A 21,652-nucleotide genomic window follows, 5' to 3' on the forward strand; every position below is an offset into this window, starting at 1 on the left:
CTAAGGCAAAAGGACGTTTATATGGCAAAAATTTGCCTTTCGGCGACTTAACATAATACCCCGGAACGTTTAGCCAGCCGTGAGTGTCGGTTGGCTATTTTAATAACTTTAGCTGAAAAGACTAACTGAGTTCAAATAGCGAGGGTTGGTAGAACGATATCCGTTGTTTGTTTTTCCGTTTGGCCTGCGTTGCCCGGTCATAATCTTGTTCCGTGTTGTAGAGCTTAGAAAAGGGATACATTGCGATCCAAAACGCTTCCCGTTGCTTTCTCTTTTTCTTGTCAGATATCTTTTCAATGATTTCAACTTCAAAGGCGCCGGGACCATACTTGTGGAATTCGGTTTGTAACTTCAGAGCGGGGTGATACCCGTTGGCCAATGATGTCCGATGGCTAATGATCCGTTTATTGATGCAGGAAGACTGGCCGATGTATCTTTTGCCATTAACGCCACAAATGATTTGATAGACCCCGGCTATATGAGGTTGGAAGGTGACGACATCTAGCCTTTTGTGGCGGTTTCGATTGTTTTTGTACTCAGCCCAGTTGAGAAGTTCAGCCTTCTCATCATCGGGCAGCTGAGACCATTTTTCGTTCAACTCATCACTCATTGAACATCCTCCTTTTCTTTTCTGACCGAATGGATAGTATTAAGTAATTAATTACTATGATATGCAAGGAAATCCTTTTTATTCTGATTATTTTTTAGTGGAGTGAATATTTAGTCTAGCTCCGAGAAATAAAATAAATCCCGTCTATGTATAAAAGTATCAAGATGGTAGATTGAACTCTCTTGACCCGGGGGATAACGAAATTTCACACAAAAAATCGCACTGTAATATAAAATTGAAGTGGCTAAGGAGAAAGTCATCTTGCCATACAGCAGCTGGTTGATGACTGATGAAGTTAGTTAAACACGGCACTTATTATTGAAAAGGAAGAGGGGATCACATGCATAATGATCGCAATCTTCAGCAATTGTCGGACGTTCTTTTATTGGAGCAATCCCAAGAGGTGGGTCGAGTTGTGATGGATGAGAAGGAGTTAAGTGAATATATTCCGCCAGATCGTCATCGCTATAAGCATATTCTTGGCGTTGTGGAGCGGATGAAGGAGGTATTGGTAAAAATAGAGATGGAAGACGAAACAAAGGAGCTGCTTTTGCAAACGGCTTTTTTGCATGATATTGGGTACAGCGACAAGCTAAATCAATATGATTATCATCCCCTTGACGGAGCGTTTTTTGCACAACAGTGCGGTTTTCCTAAACCAGTGATTGCGGCCGTCTTATTTCACTCGGGAGCATATGAAAGTGTGAAAAAGACACGGCCAGATCTGGTTTCGATCTATGCTTACAACGCGCAATGGTTGGATGAAACCGATCAGTTGTTTATCGACTTGATTACTTATTGTGATTTGCATACATCGCCAGTGGGGAAAAAGATTTCTGTGAAAGAGCGGATAGACGATATTGTCACGCGATATGGGGCGGAGCATGAGGTTAGCCGGTTTATGATTGGAAATCTGGAGGGTTTTAAAAAGACGATCGAGCGGGTGGAGCATTTGCTAGCAAGAAAATAAAGCTACTGGATGGAATAACCAGTAGCCTAATCTTCAACATCGAGGTGTTCGATTGGTAGAAAAAATAAATGATCACAACGAGGATTGGTTTGAAGAATGGCTAATGCTACTTCCAGATGAGTTAGAGAAGTTAGAGAAGGCACTTCATCATCTTGATCTGGATTATTCGCCGGAATCGTTACTACGCTTAGAGGGTTGGATATTGGCAAATTATCCTTCAATGGATGCCATACTGGACGATCGAGAAAAAATGACTCTAGATGCTTTGTTACGTTATGTTGGAGAAGTATTCAGGGTACATCTACAAGGGAAATGGGATATCGTACGCAATGATCCTCAATATGTCTTTGATCATCTGCCTATCATCCGTTTTTCAGGAAATATCCCGAATACCTCTCCATTATTGTTGGTTACTGCGAGCTTTGATCGACATACAGGTGAATTTATATATGATTCACTAATGAAAAAAAGGCGCTTTATGGAGAGCCAAGGGTTAATCGATGTTCAAAAGTAAAAAAGAATTATCTTAAGAGAGCCGTCTGTCGATGTAATACAGACGGTTGATTTATGTCCATAACTATGTATATACCACCAGATAGAACAGGATATATAGGTAGATTGGCAGCATGAGCCAATAAATGGCCAAAGCTATTTAAACATCTTGTACATTTCATCCTCTTATCACCGTTTAATTGCTACTTTATTATCATTTTTCATCTATTCATTCGTGTTCATTTGAGGTGTACCAACCATTTTGAAACCATCGCTTTATTTTGGAAATTTATCATACAACAAATTATAATAATTAGATGTTATAATATTACTGCAATAACAAAAAAATAAACATCTGGAGGGAACACGCATGAAAAAGACCGTTGTTGCATGGTTAACCGCATTCACTCTGCTGGCGGCACCCTTGCTCGTCAGTGGCAACGTCGCGCACGCTGCCGTGAAAGACAGTGACGCTGTCATCCAAAGTTGTGATAAAAGGAAGTTTTTGGATATCGGCTCCTATCTTTATTTGTATGGCGATCAATTCATTGTTCACTTTGGTGAAAGTGATGGCGTGATTGAAACCTGGTTTCAATATTCTTACCCACGGTTGAGGGTTACTGGCTTGAAAGAGGGCGAAGCGGTAATTGAAGCGAATGATGGTGGGGAATGGATCACCTATTGCATCTATGTGTCCGACCGGTAACGATAAAAAGTCAGCAAAGGCGGCCTTCGACAGATAAGGTCGCCTTTGCCGGCTTTTGATGCCATACAACCGTTTACCCTTCCTCCAGGGGGAGCGTCAATTGTTCATAGTCTCCAACCATCGATTCTAAGAAGTTGGAAAAACCCACCCCAACCAACCGAACACCCGCTGTATAATCAAAGGCATCAAGCAACTCTTCCAATACTTTCTCCCAATCGGTGCCAGGCTCAGTTGTCCGCTGTTTGGAGCGCAACGTGAAATCAGCGTATTTGATTTTTAGGGTCAAGGTCTGCGGGGTCACCTTTTCATCGGCAATCTCCCGTTGCACTTCCGCTAACAGCTCTCTAGCTACTTCCGCGACAGCCTCCCGCTCAAACAAATTCTCAGGCAATGTGGTTTCACGACTGTGCGACTTGGGTGCCCGATCCATAACAATTTCTCGGTCATCCTGCCCTCGTGCCCGATAATACAGGGCATGGCCGAATTTGCCAAACATCCGCACCACTTCTTCCAGGGAGAGTCGCCAAAAGTCGGAAATGGTGAAGATCTCTTTTTTTGCTAGCCGTTCCTGAGATTTTTTGCCGATGCCGTGAAGGGCACCGACTGGCAAATCCTTTAGAATCTCTAACGCTTGTTCCGGTCTGATGATTACAAACGCATCCGGTTTTTTTAAATCACTGGCGATTTTGGCCAAGGATTTATTATATGATAACCCCACACTACAGGTTAGCCCGGTCTCTGCCTGAATCCGCCGCTTGATTTCACGGGCGATGGGAACGGCATTGTCATAATGGGAGACATCTAAGTAGACTTCATCCAATCCCACAGTCTCATAGCGGTCACTATAAGCGGCATAGATTCGGCGTACCTCCGCCGACTTCTCACGGTACCGCTCGTACCGCACTGGCAAAAAGATGCCTTGCGGACATTTCTTACGAGCCATCGCCATCGGCATAGCCGAACGTACCCCGTACGCCCGGGCTTCGTAACTGCAAGTGGACACCACTCCCCGTTTCTCCCGGCCACCAACGATCACTGGCTTTCCTCTCAATTCGGGGCGGTCAAGCTGTTCTACACTGGCGAAAAACGCATCGAGATCCATATGCAAAATTTTCTTCACCAGTGAATCACCTTCCATGCAAACATATATTCCTATCTTATTATGGACAGATAAAAGAAGAAATGCAACTTTAGCCGTTGTTGCACTACCCAGCCTACCTTGCTTAAGGTGCAGAGCAATCTTTCTTTCGACAAGGAAAACCGGTTCTACCATGACAAAAAATATCTTGATTTCACGAATAAATTCATATGAAATCAATTTTTTAAAAGGAGATGACATGGAGAGAATGAAGAGGCAAACCAAAAAAATCTTCCTCCTCACTGGTTTAGCTTTAATCGTCGGAAGTTTGCTGGTTGTTCCACCCTCTTTTGCCCAGACCATCCCTCTGCCGCGCACAGAGACCGGCATGACGCAACAACAAAAAAACGAACAAACCTTGGACCGGATGATGCTTCAGCGCGCAGAATCCCTTGTAGGCACTTCCACCGCCGAACCTTATACGGACCCAGTCGAATACAAGGGAGAAGTAAATGAAGGCATCTCGCATGTCTACCACTTTCAGACCGTCACAGAAGGAACGATCAATCTTGACATTAAGACCGGTTTCGACCGCTTGAGCTACTCTATTGCGTCCGTATGCGAAGAGGGACAAGATGATTGTCAGACACGTTTCTATAAAGACGGGGACACGCTACCTGCCGGGAAATATCGGATGTATATTACAGAAGATATTTTGCACGATCAGGACCCCAGTGATGATTTGATCAAAAAACCATATCATTTTGTCATCAGCGGGCTGACATTCGCCGGACGGCCGGATACCACCTTGCCGTTGCTGAACATCACCAGTCCTACTGAACAGCAACCGAGGTTGCCTCTTGGTAGCGCTTCTATCACCTTCACCGGCGAAACGAATGCCACCGAGGCATACGCCCACTATATGGAAGATGGGCAAAAAACCATTTCCGGCAAGTTTTCATTCACGCTTGGTAAGAAGGAAGCGACTTATGGCGGCGTCTACTTTTATGCTTATAATGCTAACGGCAATATGCTGAACATCGATTATCATCCCTTGTTTCCTGAATTTCAGCGAATCGGTGGCAAAGACCGTTATGAAGTGGCTGTCAACAGCAATCTAGCCATGGTGGAAGCATTGCAAGAAAATGTCCATGACGGATTTGATCCCACCGGGCGTACCATCGTTATCTCTAGTGGCACTCAATTTGCTGATGCGCTGGGGGCAGGGGCATACGCTGCCAATAAAGTATATTCCTTCTTTTTAACTCCCTCTACCGGATTAACACAACAAACGATAGACCGCATTCGTCAACTCCAACCGAAGCAAGCGGTCATTGTTGGGGGAACCTCATCCGTATCTACCAATGTTGAAAAACAATTGCGCGATCTCTCCATTGGAGTGAGCCGGATTGACGGCAAAGACCGCTATGAAGTGGCGACTGGTATCGCCGGCAAATTTAATACCTCCGGGGATACCGCCCTCATTGCCAGTGGTCAGGACTTTGCCGATGCTTTGTCGGTCTCAGCAGTGTCGGGACGGCGTAATATGCCCTTGTTGCTGACTACAGCCCAGAGTTTACCAGCCTCGGTGGTCACGTTCTTAAAGAATCATCCCAACTATACCAAGTTCGTGATCGTTGGGGGACCCGGCTCTGTGTCCGACAACGTCGCTTCCCAGCTGGCTACATTCGGAAAAGTGTCGCGAATCGGCGGCAAGGATCGTTACGAAGTGGCCGTCAATGTGGCGAAATACTTCAAATTGGAGCCGCACCACTTTCTGGTCGCGCGGGGAGATGTATTCTCTGACGCATTATCTATTACCCCGCTGGCTGCGTTTGTCTACTACGGCAACGCTTCTCCAATCTTGCTGACCACGACGACCGCATTGCCACCAGTAGTGGAGCAATACCTGAACGAAAATCGCAGCTTCTTGCTCAAAGGCTATGTGGCTGGGGGACAAGCTTCCGTACCATTGGAGATTGAAAACAAAATTAAAGAGATGTTATCGCCTTAGGGTGTGTCTGTAGCACGTTGGCGGATAGAAGCGAGGAAAACGGTTTTTCTATTGCCGGCCACCAGATATGCACTAGAAAAAAAGCCTGCTGAGTTGATCAGCAGGCTTTAAACATAGCACATGACCTTCTTGCTACTTGTGATTTCTACCGAAACGAGATAAGGTAGGTAAGATGACGGGCATGGCTATTTGAGTTGATGTTGGTAGTATAGATATGCTAAAAAGAATTAAGGGATGAAGTGGATATTGGAGATGTACCATATCCTTTAGTGTGCTAAAAAGTCTGTGAACCTCCCGGGATTTTTGCATCATGAACGGTTCACAGATTATTTTGGTTTTTGTTATAATGAAAATGCTTGAAATGACTGAAGTTCACATACGGGTTTTAGTTGTAACCATAGTGGTATTGAAATCACATTCTCTGTCACAGCCAACAGCAAATCTTCTTTGTTTTAGTTGTAACCATAGTGGTATTGAAATCACTATCGTATGTTCTATCTGCTGGTCTTCCAGCGTTTTAGTTGTAACCATAGTGGTATTGAAATATTTTTTAGTGGTTTGGGGGGGTGCGAAATGGCCGGTTTTAGTTGTAACCATAGTGGTATTGAAATGCAAAGTTCTTCGTTGACATCGACAACAATCCAGCAGTTTTAGTTGTAACCATAGTGGTATTGAAATATCGGTCAACGGATTGTCAGAGGTAACGATATATTTGAGTTTTAGTTGTAACTATAGTGGTATTAGACCGCCATGAGTGATGCCTGCTGTGAAATAGATGAGAAAAGCCCGATTTCAAAGAGAAATCGGGCTTTTCCCTAATATTGTCTACTCATGCTTACTTTTTGCTGGGGCTGGCAAAAGAGGAGAATATCCCTAGAGCAAGATATAAATAACAAGTGATCCGATTTTGCGGGAAAGGTCATTCACTTGGAGGAAAGGTTTTCTTCAACATATCCTTTGCCGAGCGCATACCGGTTGCTGATAAATGACGAAGAAGGTGCTCGGCTTGTTTCGGATCAGGGGCAATCCCTTCCCCATTTAAAAGGCGGATGATCCAGTCATACAGGGCATCTGTGTTGCCTTGTGCAATGGCTCGTTCATACCAAAGGCGGCCTTCTTGTTCATTCTGGGGGAGGTATTCCCCATCTAACAAGAGACAACCCAGTTCCCACATCGCCATTGTTTCTCCAGCTTCTGCCGCTTGCCGCAAGAGTTTTTCTCCAGTATCTATATCTTGAGTAATACATGCTTCCCCGCAGACCATTCGCCAGCCCAATTCATACATCGCTTGCGGATTTCCTAACTCCGCCGCTTGCCTTAACCAGCGTTCACCGGCTACTTCCTGAGAATAAGTGCGTGAATCCATCCTTAGGCTACCAACAGTTGCCGCTTCGTTGAGCAAAGCGACGCCGATTTCACACATCAGTTTTTCTGCATGATTTGACAGGTGTATTCGTAGATATGCTTCTACGACTTGCTCCATTTCTTCGTCGGTCAGATTTGTCGCGTTTACTTCGTTATGCATTGCTAAACCTCCCCATTCGGCATGCCAATCAGCACAATCTTCTTTTATTTACCCAGTAGCGAGAAGGGTTAAAAGAGGGGCATGGATCACTTGAAAAAAAGGTACGATATCGTATTAAAATGGAATCAAGTAATTTGTTGATTTCATTGGAGACGCTATATGAATCAGTTATTTATCGCTCTTTCTAAAAAATTGGATGAAACCCCTACTCATTGATCAAGAGATCAATGAAATTTTAAAAAGCTACAGTCAACCCTGACGGCACTCCACATGTTACGCCGATCGGGTCACTCATACTTGATAAAGATGAGCCCAAAGGCTTGTATTTTCAAATTTTTACTTCTCAGATGACACGAAACTTGGAACACAATCATCGAGTCTGTATTCTTGCTATTAACAACAGCAAATGATTTTTGTTACGGTCCATTCTATCCAGAAAATTTGATGCTCCTCCAGGGGTGAGGCTGTCAGGAACCGTTGGAGAAAAACGGATCGCAACAGAGGATGAGATTCAAGCTTTAAAAGAAAGTTTAGGGTTGATGGGGAAATTTTTTAAACCAGGCGCGGGTGGTTTTAACATCAAGTATGTTCGGGAGATTTACTTTGACTCTGTCAAACCCGTTACAATTGGAAAATTGACGGCGCACTTATCATTCGAAAAAGAGAGTCACCGATAACATTCGATTGGTATCAATGACCTATTTACTCAGCTGTGATTTGTTAGGGATAGATCATCGATCGTTTCATCTTTATAGTTAACTGGGAATAAGTAAAAGAAGAACTTATCCTTTTCGTAGGGTTTAAAAGTATTCAAAGATTATTGTCTGGAAAGAAGGAGGTCTGAGATGGAGAAGAAAAAAGCAAGGGTTGGGACACCATGGCATCTTTGGTTCGTCGGAGTATTCTTTGTCTTTCTCAATGCTTGCGGAGTTTATGATTACTTTATGATGCTTGGACACGATTCGGCTTATTACCGAATGAACAATCACGGAGAGGCCGTCGTTGCGTATTTTACGGATTATCCCATTCTGTTTAATGTTTTCTGGGCCGTTAGCATCAGCAGTGGTCTGATTGCATCCATCCTCCTTTTATTTCGCTCTTGTTGGGCGGTTCCGGGGGCGCTGATTTGCTTTGTTTCTTTAATTTGCTTAGATGTTCTGACGTTTGCATTGAGGGATCGTTGGCATGTGTTTGGGCCATGGTCAGCGCTGTTTGACATCGTCATCCTGTTCATGATGTTTGTTCTTTTCTTGTATAGCCGGAAGATGGCCAAAAGAGGCGTGTTAAGATGATGAATAAGTTGTCGAAGCAAAGAGCCGGGTAGTTGATGCCCGGCTCTTTGTCGTCATGTCAATATCTTCGCCATCAAGTATTCATCCACATACGTCCCATTTACCAGCAACGAGTCTTTTTGCAGGCCTTCAATGACAAACCCTTGCTTTTGATAAAGGCGCAATGCCCGTTCATTGTGGGTCATCACGGTGAGGCCAAGTCGGTGGATCTGATGTCCTCGCGCCCATGATTCCGCGTGTTGAAGCAATTTCGCGCCCCACCCCTGTCCGCAACAAGATTGTAAGAGGCCCATAGCGATAATTGCGGCATGCCGGTTGCGGTGCACGTTGCCGCGGCGCAAGCCCAAGTAACCTGAAATGCGCTGTTCGTCGGTCACCACCCACATGCGCTCGGAATTGCTCTCCAATATTTGTTGAAGCCGGATTTCTTGCCGTTGACGGGACGGGTTTCGTTCACCAGGTTCAAACAGCAAAAAGTTTGTTTCGCGGTCCAATTGTTCAAAGAAGGTAAACAGCATGTCAGCGTCGGTGTGTTTGACTGGACGGATATGCAAGATGAATGGATCTCCTTTCGAAATAGGGGTGAAAACGCCACTATCATAACATAAAAAGTGAGGGAGCAAACGATGGTTGTCCATTCGAGCATAAGCATAGTTGAAGCGATAAGATTCATAATATGTGGTATGCGCGCCAAACATGCGTAGCGGGTATCATGCGAAAACGATTGAGTGCGAGGAGCGGAACCGGAGATGCAAGGTCACGTCATTTTTCAGTTGGGCGATTTTCCGCCTTTTCCCGGTGAAACGGATGACACGGGACGGTTTAACCGAGCGATTCGGGCGATGGCCCCAGACGGGACGTTATTTGTTCCCGCCGGTCGGTACGCGGTGAAAGAAATCACGGTGACCAAGTCCATTTCCCTGTGGTTTGCCGAGGGGGCCTGGGTAGAGGCGAGTGATCGGGAGACGGCGTTTTTATTTCGGTTTGCGGGGGAGAAAAGCGCTGACGGCTATCCCTTGCTAAGAGAGGCTAAACGGGGGGATCGTGCGCTTTATCTTCCGCCGTCCGCCGCTCGTGACATAAAGGCGGGGGATGTGATTTGGCTGAGCGATGACAGCGCCCGCCCGTCTGATGGGCAACAAGAGATCAACAGTGAAATGCATGAAGTCGCGGAGGTTGAGTGCCGGGAGCGGGAGTTGTTGGATCATGTGGTGGGGAGCACTGGGGTGCGGGGTTGGAAGAGCTGGAAGGATTCCCCTTCAGGCCCTCATGGCACCGCGGTGATTTGTTCTGAGCCGATCCCGGTTGAAGCCGGGCGATTCTACCGATTAGAAGTGTCCGCTAAGCACGGCATCTCCGATAATGGAGCTTGCGGAAGCTGTTATGTGGAATGGGTAGGGAAGCAGGGGAAAATGATTGCCCGCTCAGATGTGATCTCTTTTTCATACAAGGGTTGGCATGTCCATCAGGGTTGCAATTGGGTTGCCCCCCGCGGAGCAACATGCGCCCGGATTTTCCTCCGGTTGCCATCAGAGCAAGCTGTCCAATCCCGCTCTTTGTCGGTGGAACAGGTTTCGTTTAAAGAAGTGTTTACCAAGCTGACGGTGTGTGATTTCATCCGGCTGCCCAAACGGGTGGCGCGGGTCAATGTGGTGAAGATCACCCCGCTTATGCATTGTCGGATAGTCAATTTTCGTTATCGTTTACAGCAGGGTGCGTCCAAAGGCTTCGGCATATTGGCCCAACAAGTGCGTCACTTTCATGTCAATGGTTTGTACGCCGAACAGGGAGTGGAGTCAGCGATTCAAGTGCGGCGTAGCATGGATGTAACTGTGGAAAATTTTATGATACTGCCTCCGCAACGCCTCGGCTCAGGGCAGGGATATGGCGTCCAGTTTTTCGGTGGCAATCTGGGAGTGGTGGTGCGCAATGGGTATGCTTGCCGCACCAGGCACGCGGTGGACCTGGACAGTACATTTGACGCGGTGGTGGAAGGGGTGACCGATATGGAGGGGCGCGGCGTATCCTTCTTGCTCACCCATAACGGATGGGGAGGGGATATGGTGTTTCGCCATTGTCGGTCGCTTTGTTCCGGCTCGTCGGGATTTGTGGCCGAAACACAAGGAGCAGCCAATCCCTATGACTTGACGCATCCCAACATTCATATCATCGACTGCGCCTGGCAACGGGATGTCAGACCCGGCAATGGACTGTGTTATGGCTTTGGCGTATGGTTAAAAGCGCCGGTGTCGGGCAGGATTGAGCGCTTCACGGCCGAAGCGGGAATGGGCCTGCATGATGTCGAGGGGATGGACAATGCGGCGGTGCGCCTCCTGCCAGTCGGAAATCGATTGCATGTGTGTGATGTGGCGGCGAGAGGCTTGCGTCGTGGACTGGTAATCGCCCATCCGCATGAAACCGATGAAACGGAACCTGATCGATATATTTGCGTGGACCGCATTTCTGTACAGCATTGTCAATCGGCCATTTATGTGAATGGGGGGTGGGGCAAGCGCTTGTACTTGCGTGACCTCACCTTGGATCAGGTTAAAAAGTACGTCATCGAGGGAAATCAGACGGGCGGCTATGAAGCATTTGTGATGGAACGCGTGTCGATCACCAATTCTCCGTCGGCGAAGCTTTTCCAATCTGGCCCCATGCCAAGGTCCGGTTCAGTGGTGCGCGGCTGGATTAGAAGGGTGTGGCGGGATTGGGTGTCCAAAGTTGTAAAGCGTTGAATCCTCTTCAATTTATGGACATAGGGCGATTTACGCGGTTGCTCCCTTTTTATTATTGTGATTAGAGTAAACAAGTTTGCTATGCAAACAAAGTGCTCGATAAAAACTTGACCATTCGATATAATAACAAATGAGAGGTACATAATTATCTACTAAAAGAGGTGGCAGGACCTTGCAAAACTTCGTTTTTCATAATCCGACCAAGTTGATTTTCGGTAAAGATACACTCCCAGCCTTGAAAGAACAGGTGCCCCAATATGGAACCAAGGTGTTGTTGGTTTACGGCGGAGGTAGCATCAAGCGAAATGGCATTTATGACAAGACGATCAGCCTTTTGAAGGAAATCAATGCGGAAGTGTTTGAGCTACCAGGTGTCGAGCCAAATCCTCGATTGTCCACGGTGCACAAAGGGGTAGAAATCTGCAAAAAAGAACAGATTGATTTCTTGTTGGCAGTCGGGGGTGGAAGTGTCATTGATGCCACCAAGGCCATCGCCGTTGGAGCGAAATATGACGGGGACGTTTGGGAAATCATCACCAAACAAGCAGTGCCGTCGGCGGCGTTGCCATTTGGAACGGTGCTCACGTTGGCGGCGACTGGTTCGGAAATGAACAGTGGATCGGTGATCACCAATTGGGAAACGAAAGAAAAGTTGGGTTGGGGTTCTCCGCTGGTGTTCCCGCGTTTCTCTATCTTGGACCCCACCCACACATTTTCGGTACCGCGCGACCAAACGGTCTATGGGATTGTGGATATGATGTCACACGCGTTGGAGCATTATTTCAGCCTGGCGCCCAACGTTCCATATAATGAACGCATGGTTGAGTCGCTGTTAATCACCGTAATGGAAGAAGGAAGCAAGCTGGTAGAGGACTTGGAGAATTACGAGCTACGCGAAACCATCCTCTTTTGCGGCACCATGGCCTTAAATGGCGTATTGTCGCAAGGAATGCCCGGCGACTGGGGTACGCATGGAATTGAGCATGCGGTGTCGGCGGTTTATGACATCCCGCATGGTGGCGGGTTGGCCATTATTTTCCCCAACTGGATTCGTTATAACTTAGATAAGGCATTGCCCAAAATGAAACAGTTGGCGATCCGCGTTTTCCAAGTGAACCCAACGGGCAAAACGGATCGCGAGATTGCGGAGGAGGGTATCAACCGCCTGCGGTCTTACTGGAACAGCATCGGGGCTCCCAGCCGATTGGCGGATTATAACATCGATGACAGCCAATTGGAATTGATGGCTGAAAAAGCGGCTGGGGACGGCACCGTCGGTCTCACCTACCCAGTGGGGAAAACGGACGTGTTGGAAATTTTGAAAATGAGCCTCTGACCGCACAAGGGGATCATCCTCCGGCCATGCCGGGGGGTGATCTTTTTGCTTGCTTAGGGTAAATGGGATGATGAAGGTGAGTTTAGTTCATACCTTTCCAAAGAAAAACCTCCCTGAATCAATCAGAGGAGGTCGATTGTCAATAATCAATTTCTTAATACCATTTTAATCCCAGGTGGTTTATCGCTTCGCCAATATATCGGAAGCACTCTGGATCACCGCAAGTTTGAGTGGCCATCTCTGGATTTTGATATTGTTTTTGAAGCGATTGGAAAATTTTTTTATTCCCACCTGTGAACATTTGGACTAACTCATGCCAACGTTTCGCCAGCGCCAGAACAGTTGGATCAGTTGGAGGAGTTCCTTTGTCCATCTCTGCGCGCACTTTGGCAATCAACTCTGGCCATTCCTTCTCAACGGACTGGATTGTTTCTTCGCCAAACATTTCTCTTCTTTTTTTCAGATATTCCATTTGCTCCTCATTAAAGTGCTTTTCCGTCATCTTCATCGCCTCCAATAATTGGATAAGTTGTTCTACACTTAGCTCTTGTCGACTCGTAAGGGCACGTTCCAAATTGGCCAGTTGTTGATAAAGCTCCTGTTGCCTCCGAATTTGCTCTTCCACTCGTTCTCGATGCATACGAACCAGCTTTAGTGGAATAAGCTTTCCGCTTTCAAGGATTTGTTTGATTTCCTCCAATGAAAAGCCTAGTTGCCGTAGCGATAAAATTTGTTGCAACCGGAGTAAATCTTGATAAGTGTAAAGACGGTGTCCTGTTTCGGTGTATTCAGTGGGCTTCAACAATCCTAACTGATCATAGTACCGCAACGTGCGCACGGTGATGCCTGTTTGTTTGGCCAACTCTCCCACTTTCCAAACTTGTTTTGCCACTTGGGTACGCTCCTTTCGAGTGACTGATTTGAATGTACAACATGACGTAACGTAAGGTTCAAGAGGATTTTGTAAAATGGGCTAAGAAGAGGCAGTAGCTTGTAGAAGAAACTTAGTTGATGTATAGTGCATGTTTTAAATTGTATAATGACACTTTTTTATGGCGTTTATATAAAATTCTTTGGTATAATGCAGTAATAACGCATTTTATCTGCACATTAGATATTGTGGGAAAATTGATTAAAGCATATGAAAAAGGAATATTTGAGTAGAATTAGTTGGTGAAAAATATGCCTATACACGACAAGGTATCACGTATCGTAAAACAAATCCCGCCGTCAGGCATCAGGCGTTTTTTTGACATCGCCAGCCAAAATTCCTCCGTGATCTCGCTGGGGGTGGGAGAGCCTGATTTCAGTACGCCGCCGTCCATAAACAAAGCGGGGATTGAAGCGTTGGAGCAGGGGATGACCCATTATACATCTAACCGGGGATTGCCCGAGTTGATTGCAGAAATTGCTTCTTATTTGTCCAAACGGTTTGCTTTGGATTATCGGCATGATGAGATACTGGTGACCAACGGCTCTAGTGAAGGCATTGACTTGGCGTTGCGGATGCTAATCAATCCAGGGGATGAAGTGCTGGTTGTCGAACCGAGCTATGTGCCTTACGGTCCGATTGTGCGACTGTGCGGAGGGGTGCCCGTGCAAGTGCCAACATCGCTTGAGCATGAATTTAAGCTGACGGTGGAAGATCTGGAGCGAGTAATTACACCTCAGACCAAAGCCTTGATTTTTTGCTACCCCAATAACCCGACGGGCGCCATCATGGATAGGGAAGATTGGGAGCCCATTGCTCGTTTCATTGAAGAGCGTGATCTCATTGTGATTTCCGATGAGATCTATGCCGAATTAACCTATGAGAAAGAACATGTGTCTATCGCTTCTTTTGCCTGCGTCAAAGACCGGGTTATCTTGGTTAGCGGCCTGTCTAAAGCATTTGCGATGACCGGTTGGCGGGTTGGATACGTGGCAGCTTCTGAACCGCTGTTGTCAGAAATGTTGAAGATCCACCAATATACAGCCTTGTGCGCTCCGACGATCAGTCAGATTGCAGCTGTCGAAGCGTTGCAAAACGGCGGGGGGCCATGCCAAGCGATGGTACGGCAATATGACGAGCGAAGGCGGCTAGCGGTGTCCGCGTTTGCGGAAATGGGCCTACCTTGCAATGTGCCTGCCGGAGCCTTTTATGTTTTTCCACGCGTCACTGATTTGGGAATGGATGGACAAGCATTTGCCGAGGCATTGTTGACCGAAGAAGAAGTGGCCGTTGTACCCGGTTGCGCTTTTGGGGAGACGGGGAAGGGGCATATTCGTTGTTCTTATGCCACATCGATTGAGGAGTTAAGGGAAGCTTTTCGACGGATGGCGCGATTTGTGGAGCGGAAGAAACAGGCGTTGCAACCGATGCGCTGAAGCGACGCTCACTGCTTATGACATCGATTGCGGCCAAGCAAGGGGGACGGCTCCCTTGCTTAAACCGCTTGCGATCAGAAGAGGTGGAATGTTTCCGATGATTGAAATTCCACCATTTCCCGCAGCTCTTTTGTGATCGATTCGGTGCCAAGTTCTTTCCGGAACTCATCCATCAGCGGTTCGTAATAGTATAGCAGGAACTGCTCGTATTTCTCATCGATTTCCTCTTCCGTCTCTTCGTCGCGGTTGGGCATGGTATGCGCCATATCATTTAGATAATCCAACACGTCGTTGGAGATGAACAACAAGTATTGGGGAACCACTTCCCCGATCACTTGTGCAAACAGGGAGCGAATTCTTTCCGCGTATTTCGCTTCGCCTGAAAAATCATATGCGAAATACGCCATGTTGAGATTGTGTAGCAGTTGGGCAATTTTTGTGTAGGCCTCCATCTTTTTGTCATAGACACGGCTGTGCACAAAAGAGCGTTGCCCTTGCATATGGGACCGGCGATTGGAGTAGACTGTGATCGCCACGGTGACAAGCGCCACAATGCCGGTGATGATAGCGGCGTTTTCCTCGGCCTGCAAGCCTTTGGTGTTCATCCATACTTTGACTCCAACATAGGCGAGGCAGACCAAAGCGGCGATGCTGAGCAAGACGGCGACGATTTTCCATCCGTCTTTGCGAAGGCGAGTCAAAAATCGGTTCCACAGGTTGCCCATCCGCTTATGGCGTTTCAGCTGCTTGACCAATTTCGCCTTGATGCGTTGCTGTTTGGCGGGGTCCAGCTCATTGTATTTTTCACTTAGCTGTTTATAGCGGATATGTAATAGGCTCACAATTTCACCCCCAGACAAAACCTTATTTTAATCCATGAAAGATAACCTTTCATCTATGTTTTTTGAATTTATACTTATATCATTATGGCGAAAATGTGAAAAACAAATCAATCGTTGCGCTGAATAAATATTCATTTACAGATATAATAATGTTAATATGAATAATAATTATTAGATTCAATTTGATAAATTTTCTTCTGGTCGCTTTGTCCAGGCGATAGGTGGCGTGTTTCATCCTTAAGTTTTTTGAAGTGATCCGCCTAACGGATCACCGCTGAGTGTAGAATAAAAGAAAGGGGGCGTCGGGGAGCGGTTTGGTTCCGATGCCTGCCAGAAGTGTTTCACATCCTATAAAGGAGGCGTTTGTTCATGAGCGTGGTAAAACCTTTCAAAAAAGTGTTGGTGGCCAATCGGGGAGAGATAGCCATCCGCATTTTTCGCGCGTGTACGGAGTTGGGGATTCGCACGGTCGCTGTCTACACTGAACAGGACAAAGTGTCGCTCCACCGTTTCAAAGCGGATGAGGCCTACCTGATTGGGGAAGGCAAGGGGCCGATCGAGGCTTATCTCGATATTGAAGGGATCTTAGAAGTGGCCAAACGCCATCATGTGGATGCGATTCATCCTGGATACGGATTTTTAGCCGAAAATGCTGACTTTTCAAAGAGGTGTGCCGAGGAAGGCATTGTGTTTATCGGGCCGTCGCCTGAACACATCCAAATGTTCGGGGATAAGGTGGATGCCCGGGCGATGGCTATTCAAGCAGGCATCCCCGTCATTCCGGGTACGCCCGAACCCATTCAATCATTGGATGAAGCACGCGAGTTTGCGGAACAGCACGGATTTCCAATCATCCTGAAGGCCGCGGCGGGTGGCGGCGGGCGCGGTATGCGCGTCGTTCGCACCGGTGAAGAACTGGAAGAAGCTTTTGCGCGAGCGCGGTCTGAAGCGAAGTCTGCTTTTGGCAACATGGATGTCTACATTGAAAAATACTTGGAGCAGCCTAAACATGTTGAAGTGCAAATCCTGGCTGACCGATACGGAAACGCCGTTCATCTGTTTGAGCGGGATTGCTCGATTCAACGTCGCCATCAAAAGGTGGTGGAAGTCGCCCCTAGTGTTTCCCTGCCGCCAGAGCTAAGAAACGAGATTTGTGAAGTGGCTTTGCGGCTCATGCGAACGGCTGGTTACTGCAATGCAGGAACGGTTGAATTCCTTGTCACCCCCGATCACCGTTTTTATTTCATCGAAGTGAATCCCCGCGTGCAGGTGGAGCATACGATCACTGAGATGATCACAGGTGTCGACATTGTGCAATCGCAAATTCGGATTGCCGAAGGGTATGCATTGAGCGATCCTGAGATCGGTATACAGGGGCAAGATTCCATCACCACCCGCGGCTTTGCCATCCAATGCCGTGTCACAACGGAAGACCCGTCGAGAAACTTTCTTCCGGAAGCAGGACGGTTGCTTGCCTATCGGTCAGGTGGGGGATTCGGAATTCGATTGGATTCGGGCAACGCTTATCCCGGCGCGGTAATCACTCCGCATTACGATTCGTTGTTGGTGAAGGTGTCCTCTTGGGCGATGACTTATGAGCAAGCGGCGAAGAAAATGCTGAGAACCCTGAAGGAGTTTAGAATCCGGGGTGTGAAAACGAATATTCCGTTTTTGGAAAATGTGGTTCAGCATCCGAACTTCTTAAGCGGCGAATACAATACGTCTTTTATTGATAACACACCAGAATTGTTCGTATTTCCCAAACGGAAAGACCGTGGCACCAAGTTGTTGACTTATATCGGCCAGACGATCGTCAATGGTCATCCTGGGTTGCCGAACGGGAAAAAGCCGACCTTTGCCGCACCACGCATTCCGGCGACATCTGTCGATCAGCCATACCCTGCGGGAACGAAGCAGATTTTGCAGGAAAAAGGCGTGGACGGGCTGCTGGAATGGGTGAAGTCCAGCAAACGGTTGTTGGTGACGGATACGACTTTCCGGGACGCGCATCAATCTTTGTTTGCCACACGCGTGCGAACCCATGATTTGTTGGCCATCGCCGAAGCCACCGGGAAGTTGGGGGCAGATTTGTTTTCGCTGGAAATGTGGGGCGGAGCCACCTTTGACACCAGCATGAGGTTTCTAAATGAAGATCCTTGGGAAAGATTGCACATGTTGCGTGAGCGGATTCCCAACATCCTGTTCCAAATGCTGTTCCGTGGAGCCAACGCGGTGGGTTATACGAATTACCCCGACAATGTCATCCAAGAATTTGTCAAAGTAGCCGCCAAGTCTGGGATCGATGTGTTCCGTATCTTTGACAGCCTCAACTGGTTGGAAGGGATGCGGGTGGCTATTGATGCTGTGCGTGACGCTGGCAAAATCGCCGAGGCGACGATCTGTTACACAGGGGATATCTTAGATCCGAACCGCGACAAATATTCGCTGACGTATTATGTGAATTTGGCTAAGGAGCTGGAGAAAGCTGGTGCCCACATGATCGCCATCAAGGACATGGCCGGGTTGCTGAAGCCTTTCGCGGCGTACAAATTGATTACGGCATTGAAAGAAGAAGTGGGTCTGCCCATTCATCTTCATACCCATGATACGAGCGGCAACCAAATGGCCACCTTGATTAAAGCATATGAAGCGGGTGTCGATATTGTTGACGCTGCACTTAGCTCCATGGCGGGGCTTACTTCCCAGCCCAGTCTGAACGGATTGGTGGCTTCGCTTACGGGGCAGGAGCGGGAAACTGGTTTGGACCTGGCCAGCTTGCAGAAGCTGTCTGATTACTGGGAAGATGTGCGCCCGTATTATGCTGGCTTTGAAAGTGGGATCAAGGCTCCCAGCTCAGAGGTGTACGAGCATGAAATGCCTGGCGGGCAATACTCCAATTTGCATCAGCAGGCGATTGCCGTCGGGTTGGGCGACCGCTGGGAGGAAGTAAAACAAACCTATGCGACGGTCAACCGGATGTTCGGCGATATCGTGAAGGTGACTCCTTCCTCCAAAGTTGTGGGAGATATGGCTTTGTTCATGGTGCAAAACCACTTGACGGAACAAGATGTGTATGAAAAAGGGGAGCGGTTGGACTTTCCAGAGTCGGTGGTCCAATTTTTCCAAGGGTATCTCGGACAGCCGCCGGGGGGATTCCCAAAGACTTTGCAAAAGCTGATCTTGAAAGGTCGGGAACATTTCACTTGCCGTGCGGGGGAACGACTGGAACCAGTGGACTTCGCCAAGGTGCGTACGGAACTTGAAGAAAAGATCGGACGGCCGGTTACAGAATATGATCTGCTGAGCTACATCATGTATCCGAAAGTATTCCTCGATCGGGAGAAGAAAGTGAGTGAATTTGGCGACCTCTCGGTTTTGGACACGCCCACTTTCTTCTACGGCCTGCGTTTGGGTGAGGAAATCAAGGTGGACATTGAACAGGGCAAAACCTTGATTGTAAAACTGATCAATGTAGGTTCGTTGCATTCCGATGGAACGCGAACCATCTACTACGAATTGAACGGCCAACCGCGGGAAGTGACTGTGCGTGACTTGTCAGTACAAGAAGACGCCCAGGCCCACCGCAAAGCTGATCCTGATGTGCCAGGGGAAATCGGCGCGACCATGCCTGGCAAAGTGTTGAAAGTGTTGGTGGAGCCGGGAGATAAAGTGAAAAAAGGAGAATATCTCGTCGTCACGGAAGCGATGAAGATGGAGACGACGGTGCAAGCTCCGTTTGACGGTGAAGTGAAAGCCATTCATGTGAAGGATGGACAAACCATTGAAGCGGGAGATCTGTTGTTAGAATTGGGTTGAGAGATCAAGCGATAAGAACGACTGACGAGACGGTTTTGCCTCAGGTGAGCTGGGGTGAAATCGTCTCGTCTTTTTTGTGGTGCCTAATGGTTACGGATGGGCAAGATTGGACAGGAACAAGTCGTATTCGATCGCCCGTTTTATTCTGCCTTGGTTGCCGATCGTGGTGGTCGCTTTGCACAGTGAATTCCAAATCGCTTCTTCCACCGCTTCCACGGTCATTTCAAACAAACGGGAAATGGCTTCCCCATCCTCAACAAGGTAAGCACACGGCCGGGTCAACCGGTCTGGATAATGGGGGATGCGATGGGCGGTAGAGAAAGCGATGACAATGTCTCCGCTTCCATGAGCGGCGTAAGATCCGGTGCGTGCCAAGCCGAAGGTGGCTCTTTTGGCCATGCGGTACAGTTGCCGCTCATTGACGGGCGCATCGGTGGCGATAACGATCATGATGGACCCGTCGGGTGTTTGGGTGGGAGGGGGTGTGTGATCTGCCACTGCCGTCCGGCCACGCCCGGGCAGTAGCAGATCGCGTTCTTCGCCGAAATTGCTGACAATCAAAGCACCGACCGTATAGATATGTTCAGCGAATGGGGCCACCCTAGAGCTGGTGCCGATCCCGCCTTTGTAGCCCATACAGGACATGCCTGTTCCGGCGCCCACGCAACCCTCCGCCACTGCTCCTGCCGTAGCTGATTGAATCGCTCGATAAGCGTGCTCTGGTCTGACGTGCAATCCTCGAATATCGTTTAGGTACCCGTCATTGCATTCACCCACTAGCACATTGACGGTTCCGGTCGATTCACCGATGTCGCTGTTTTGGTCGAGTAGGTAGCGGAGGGTTCCTTCGGCTACGGCGGGAACGGACAAGGTGTTAGTCAACATGATGGGACTTTCGATGGTACCTAGTTCTTGGAGTTGGATGGAACCAACTGTTTTTCCGAAGCCGTTGATCACGTGCACACTTCCCAGCACTTTTTCTTGAAACAGATTGCCGCCATGCGGCAAGATCGCCGTCACTCCCGTTCTTACTGTTTTTCCCGCTTCCAAATCATATGACAAGGTGTGGTGGCCGACTTTTACCCCGGGCACGTCGGTCAAGCCGTTTAATTCACCAGTGTCAAATCGGCCGATCTTCATGCCCAATTCGCGCAATCTGAGGCGATTTTCCATGAGTTGTACTCCCCCTGTTTCAAAAGATCCCTTGTTTATACCATAACTCATTTTCAATGGAAATTAATTTTCCATCTTGTCTGTTTCGGAAAGACTCGTTCGCGGGAAAGAAGGAGGTGGTGCCGGACGATCTCGCCTACTGGGACAGAATAGTCATTTTGCTTGCATGCGTGAAGCAGGTAAGCGTTGAAGTACGAAGAAAGGGATTATGACATGAAAAAAGCTTGGTCCAAGAGCTGTCCAAGTTGGCGCAGAAAATCGAGGGTTTGCAACAGTGAACAAAAGCTCTTTCACCCACCTCTGGGAGGGGAAAGGGCATTTTGCTTTGTCAAAAGCAGGGATGTTCTTTTCTTTATCAATCTCTGGGTTGCTGTGAGCATCAATTGGCCGGACGATGCATGGTTGACGTAAGGTTGTCCCCAGGGAACACAGTGTGAGGAACGGAGAGAAACTGGGCACGTTGCCGACAGCATGATGCAAGTGAATGGGACTAATGAAGGGGGGCTACATGAGCGGGAGGGATATCCCGCTCATGTATTGCCAGGAAAGCATTGAGGATAAAGGGGGAATGAGATACCCCAAGCCATGGGGTATCTCTTCAAGAATTGGGAAAAGATAGGTCGATGTTGCCGAATGGGCTGTAGCGCATGACCGTAGAGGCATGTTCCCCAGCCCATTCGGTGAACTTAATTA

At 47.8% G+C, this 21,652-nt stretch carries 16 protein-coding genes, 1 pseudogene and 1 CRISPR repeat array; of the genes and pseudogenes, 10 read left to right on the top strand and 7 right to left on the bottom strand.

Annotated elements, in window-relative coordinates; translation table 11 throughout:
• Window positions 1-121: 121 nt before the first annotated feature.
• Entirely contained in the window at window positions 122-610 is a 489-nt protein-coding gene (locus QQZ12_RS07235; RefSeq protein WP_102992549.1) for a GIY-YIG nuclease family protein, read from the bottom strand.
• A 340-nt stretch (window positions 611-950) separates the two neighbouring features.
• Here QQZ12_RS07235 and QQZ12_RS07240 point away from each other — a divergent pair, with 340 nt between their 5' ends.
• The 3 genes from QQZ12_RS07240 (at window position 951) to QQZ12_RS07250 (ending at window position 2,778) form a co-directional block, all read left to right on the top strand.
• Window positions 951-1,580, top strand: coding sequence for an HD domain-containing protein (locus QQZ12_RS07240; protein WP_284724179.1), 630 nt, complete (start codon window positions 951-953; stop codon window positions 1,578-1,580).
• A 52-nt stretch (window positions 1,581-1,632) separates the two neighbouring features.
• Window positions 1,633-2,094 (top strand): hypothetical protein, encoded by a 462-nt coding sequence (locus QQZ12_RS07245; protein ID WP_284724180.1) that lies wholly within the window; start codon window positions 1,633-1,635, stop codon window positions 2,092-2,094.
• 348 nt (window positions 2,095-2,442) lie between these two features.
• Complete coding sequence (locus QQZ12_RS07250; RefSeq protein ID WP_022737689.1) at window positions 2,443-2,778, top strand: hypothetical protein; 336 nt, start codon at window positions 2,443-2,445, stop codon at window positions 2,776-2,778.
• 73 nt (window positions 2,779-2,851) lie between these two features.
• Here QQZ12_RS07250 and dinB read toward each other — a convergent pair whose 3' ends face one another.
• A complete protein-coding gene (gene dinB / locus QQZ12_RS07255; protein ID WP_284724181.1) occupies window positions 2,852-3,898 on the bottom strand; it encodes a DNA polymerase IV in 1,047 nt (348 codons plus the stop codon).
• Window positions 3,899-4,115: 217 nt separating this feature from the next.
• Between dinB and QQZ12_RS07260 the strand changes: the two genes are divergently transcribed.
• The gene (locus tag QQZ12_RS07260) at window positions 4,116-5,870 is read left to right on the top strand and encodes a cell wall-binding repeat-containing protein (RefSeq protein ID WP_284724182.1); all 1,755 of its coding nucleotides are present in this window, start codon (window positions 4,116-4,118) and stop codon (window positions 5,868-5,870) included.
• 382 nt (window positions 5,871-6,252) lie between these two features.
• Window positions 6,253-6,617: direct repeats of the CRISPR family, unit length 31 nt; unit sequence GTTTTAGTTGTAACCATAGTGGTATTGAAAT.
• Between the two features lie 172 nt (window positions 6,618-6,789).
• Here the strand turns inward: QQZ12_RS07260 and QQZ12_RS07265 are convergent.
• The gene (locus QQZ12_RS07265) at window positions 6,790-7,395 is read right to left on the bottom strand and encodes a tetratricopeptide repeat protein (protein ID WP_102992544.1); all 606 of its coding nucleotides are present in this window, start codon (window positions 7,393-7,395) and stop codon (window positions 6,790-6,792) included.
• A gap of 254 nt (window positions 7,396-7,649) precedes the next feature.
• Between QQZ12_RS07265 and QQZ12_RS17070 the strand changes: the two are divergent.
• Together QQZ12_RS17070 and QQZ12_RS07270 are read left to right on the top strand one after the other, a co-directional pair.
• Window positions 7,650-7,805: pseudogene (locus tag QQZ12_RS17070) on the top strand (pyridoxamine 5'-phosphate oxidase family protein); the annotation flags it as partial.
• A 435-nt stretch (window positions 7,806-8,240) separates the two neighbouring features.
• Window positions 8,241-8,687, top strand: a complete 447-nt coding sequence (locus tag QQZ12_RS07270; protein ID WP_284724183.1) for a hypothetical protein — start codon at window positions 8,241-8,243, stop codon at window positions 8,685-8,687.
• Between the two features lie 53 nt (window positions 8,688-8,740).
• Here QQZ12_RS07270 and QQZ12_RS07275 read toward each other — a convergent pair whose 3' ends face one another.
• Window positions 8,741-9,241, bottom strand: coding sequence for a GNAT family N-acetyltransferase (locus QQZ12_RS07275; protein WP_284724184.1), 501 nt, complete (start codon window positions 9,239-9,241; stop codon window positions 8,741-8,743).
• 195 nt (window positions 9,242-9,436) lie between these two features.
• Here QQZ12_RS07275 and QQZ12_RS07280 point away from each other — a divergent pair, with 195 nt between their 5' ends.
• Both QQZ12_RS07280 and QQZ12_RS07285 read left to right on the top strand, forming a co-directional pair.
• On the top strand, window positions 9,437-11,425 hold the full coding sequence (locus tag QQZ12_RS07280; RefSeq protein ID WP_284724185.1) for a glycoside hydrolase family protein: 1,989 nt from the start codon (window positions 9,437-9,439) through the stop codon (window positions 11,423-11,425).
• A gap of 172 nt (window positions 11,426-11,597) precedes the next feature.
• Window positions 11,598-12,761 (top strand): iron-containing alcohol dehydrogenase, encoded by a 1,164-nt coding sequence (locus tag QQZ12_RS07285; RefSeq protein ID WP_284724186.1) that lies wholly within the window; start codon window positions 11,598-11,600, stop codon window positions 12,759-12,761.
• A 154-nt stretch (window positions 12,762-12,915) separates the two neighbouring features.
• Here QQZ12_RS07285 and QQZ12_RS07290 read toward each other — a convergent pair whose 3' ends face one another.
• Window positions 12,916-13,653 carry a MerR family transcriptional regulator gene (locus tag QQZ12_RS07290; protein ID WP_284724187.1) on the bottom strand — a complete coding sequence of 246 codons (738 nt, stop codon included), beginning with the start codon at window positions 13,651-13,653 and terminating at the stop codon, window positions 12,916-12,918.
• A gap of 290 nt (window positions 13,654-13,943) precedes the next feature.
• Here QQZ12_RS07290 and QQZ12_RS07295 point away from each other — a divergent pair, with 290 nt between their 5' ends.
• Window positions 13,944-15,128: an aminotransferase class I/II-fold pyridoxal phosphate-dependent enzyme gene (locus QQZ12_RS07295; RefSeq protein WP_106342109.1), complete on the top strand. Its 1,185-nt coding sequence runs from the start codon at window positions 13,944-13,946 to the stop codon at window positions 15,126-15,128.
• A 74-nt stretch (window positions 15,129-15,202) separates the two neighbouring features.
• Here the strand turns inward: QQZ12_RS07295 and QQZ12_RS07300 are convergent, their stop codons facing one another.
• Window positions 15,203-15,970, bottom strand: coding sequence for a hypothetical protein (locus QQZ12_RS07300; RefSeq protein WP_284724188.1), 768 nt, complete (start codon window positions 15,968-15,970; stop codon window positions 15,203-15,205).
• A gap of 369 nt (window positions 15,971-16,339) precedes the next feature.
• Here QQZ12_RS07300 and pyc point away from each other — a divergent pair, with 369 nt between their 5' ends.
• Window positions 16,340-19,786: a pyruvate carboxylase gene (gene pyc / locus QQZ12_RS07305; protein ID WP_284724189.1), complete on the top strand. Its 3,447-nt coding sequence runs from the start codon at window positions 16,340-16,342 to the stop codon at window positions 19,784-19,786.
• A gap of 90 nt (window positions 19,787-19,876) precedes the next feature.
• Here the strand turns inward: pyc and QQZ12_RS07310 are convergent, their stop codons facing one another.
• A complete protein-coding gene (locus tag QQZ12_RS07310; RefSeq protein WP_284724190.1) occupies window positions 19,877-20,959 on the bottom strand; it encodes a P1 family peptidase in 1,083 nt (360 codons plus the stop codon).
• Window positions 20,960-21,652: the final 693 nt, after the last annotated feature.

Source organism: Laceyella tengchongensis (assembly GCF_900182735.1).
GTDB lineage: Bacteria > Bacillota > Bacilli > Thermoactinomycetales > Thermoactinomycetaceae > Laceyella > Laceyella tengchongensis.

Coding starts and splice junctions, on each gene's coding strand:
- QQZ12_RS07235 (WP_102992549.1), bottom strand. CDS start 610: ATGAGTGATGAGTTGAACGAAAAATGGTCTCAGCTGCCCGATGATGAG.
- QQZ12_RS07240 (WP_284724179.1), top strand. CDS start 951: ATGCATAATGATCGCAATCTTCAGCAATTGTCGGACGTTCTTTTATTG.
- QQZ12_RS07250 (WP_022737689.1), top strand. CDS start 2,443: ATGAAAAAGACCGTTGTTGCATGGTTAACCGCATTCACTCTGCTGGCG.
- QQZ12_RS07260 (WP_284724182.1), top strand. CDS start 4,116: ATGGAGAGAATGAAGAGGCAAACCAAAAAAATCTTCCTCCTCACTGGT.
- QQZ12_RS07265 (WP_102992544.1), bottom strand. CDS start 7,395: ATGCATAACGAAGTAAACGCGACAAATCTGACCGACGAAGAAATGGAG.
- QQZ12_RS07270 (WP_284724183.1), top strand. CDS start 8,241: ATGGAGAAGAAAAAAGCAAGGGTTGGGACACCATGGCATCTTTGGTTC.
- QQZ12_RS07280 (WP_284724185.1), top strand. CDS start 9,437: ATGCAAGGTCACGTCATTTTTCAGTTGGGCGATTTTCCGCCTTTTCCC.
- QQZ12_RS07295 (WP_106342109.1), top strand. CDS start 13,944: ATGCCTATACACGACAAGGTATCACGTATCGTAAAACAAATCCCGCCG.
- pyc (WP_284724189.1), top strand. CDS start 16,340: ATGAGCGTGGTAAAACCTTTCAAAAAAGTGTTGGTGGCCAATCGGGGA.
- QQZ12_RS07310 (WP_284724190.1), bottom strand. CDS start 20,959: ATGGAAAATCGCCTCAGATTGCGCGAATTGGGCATGAAGATCGGCCGA.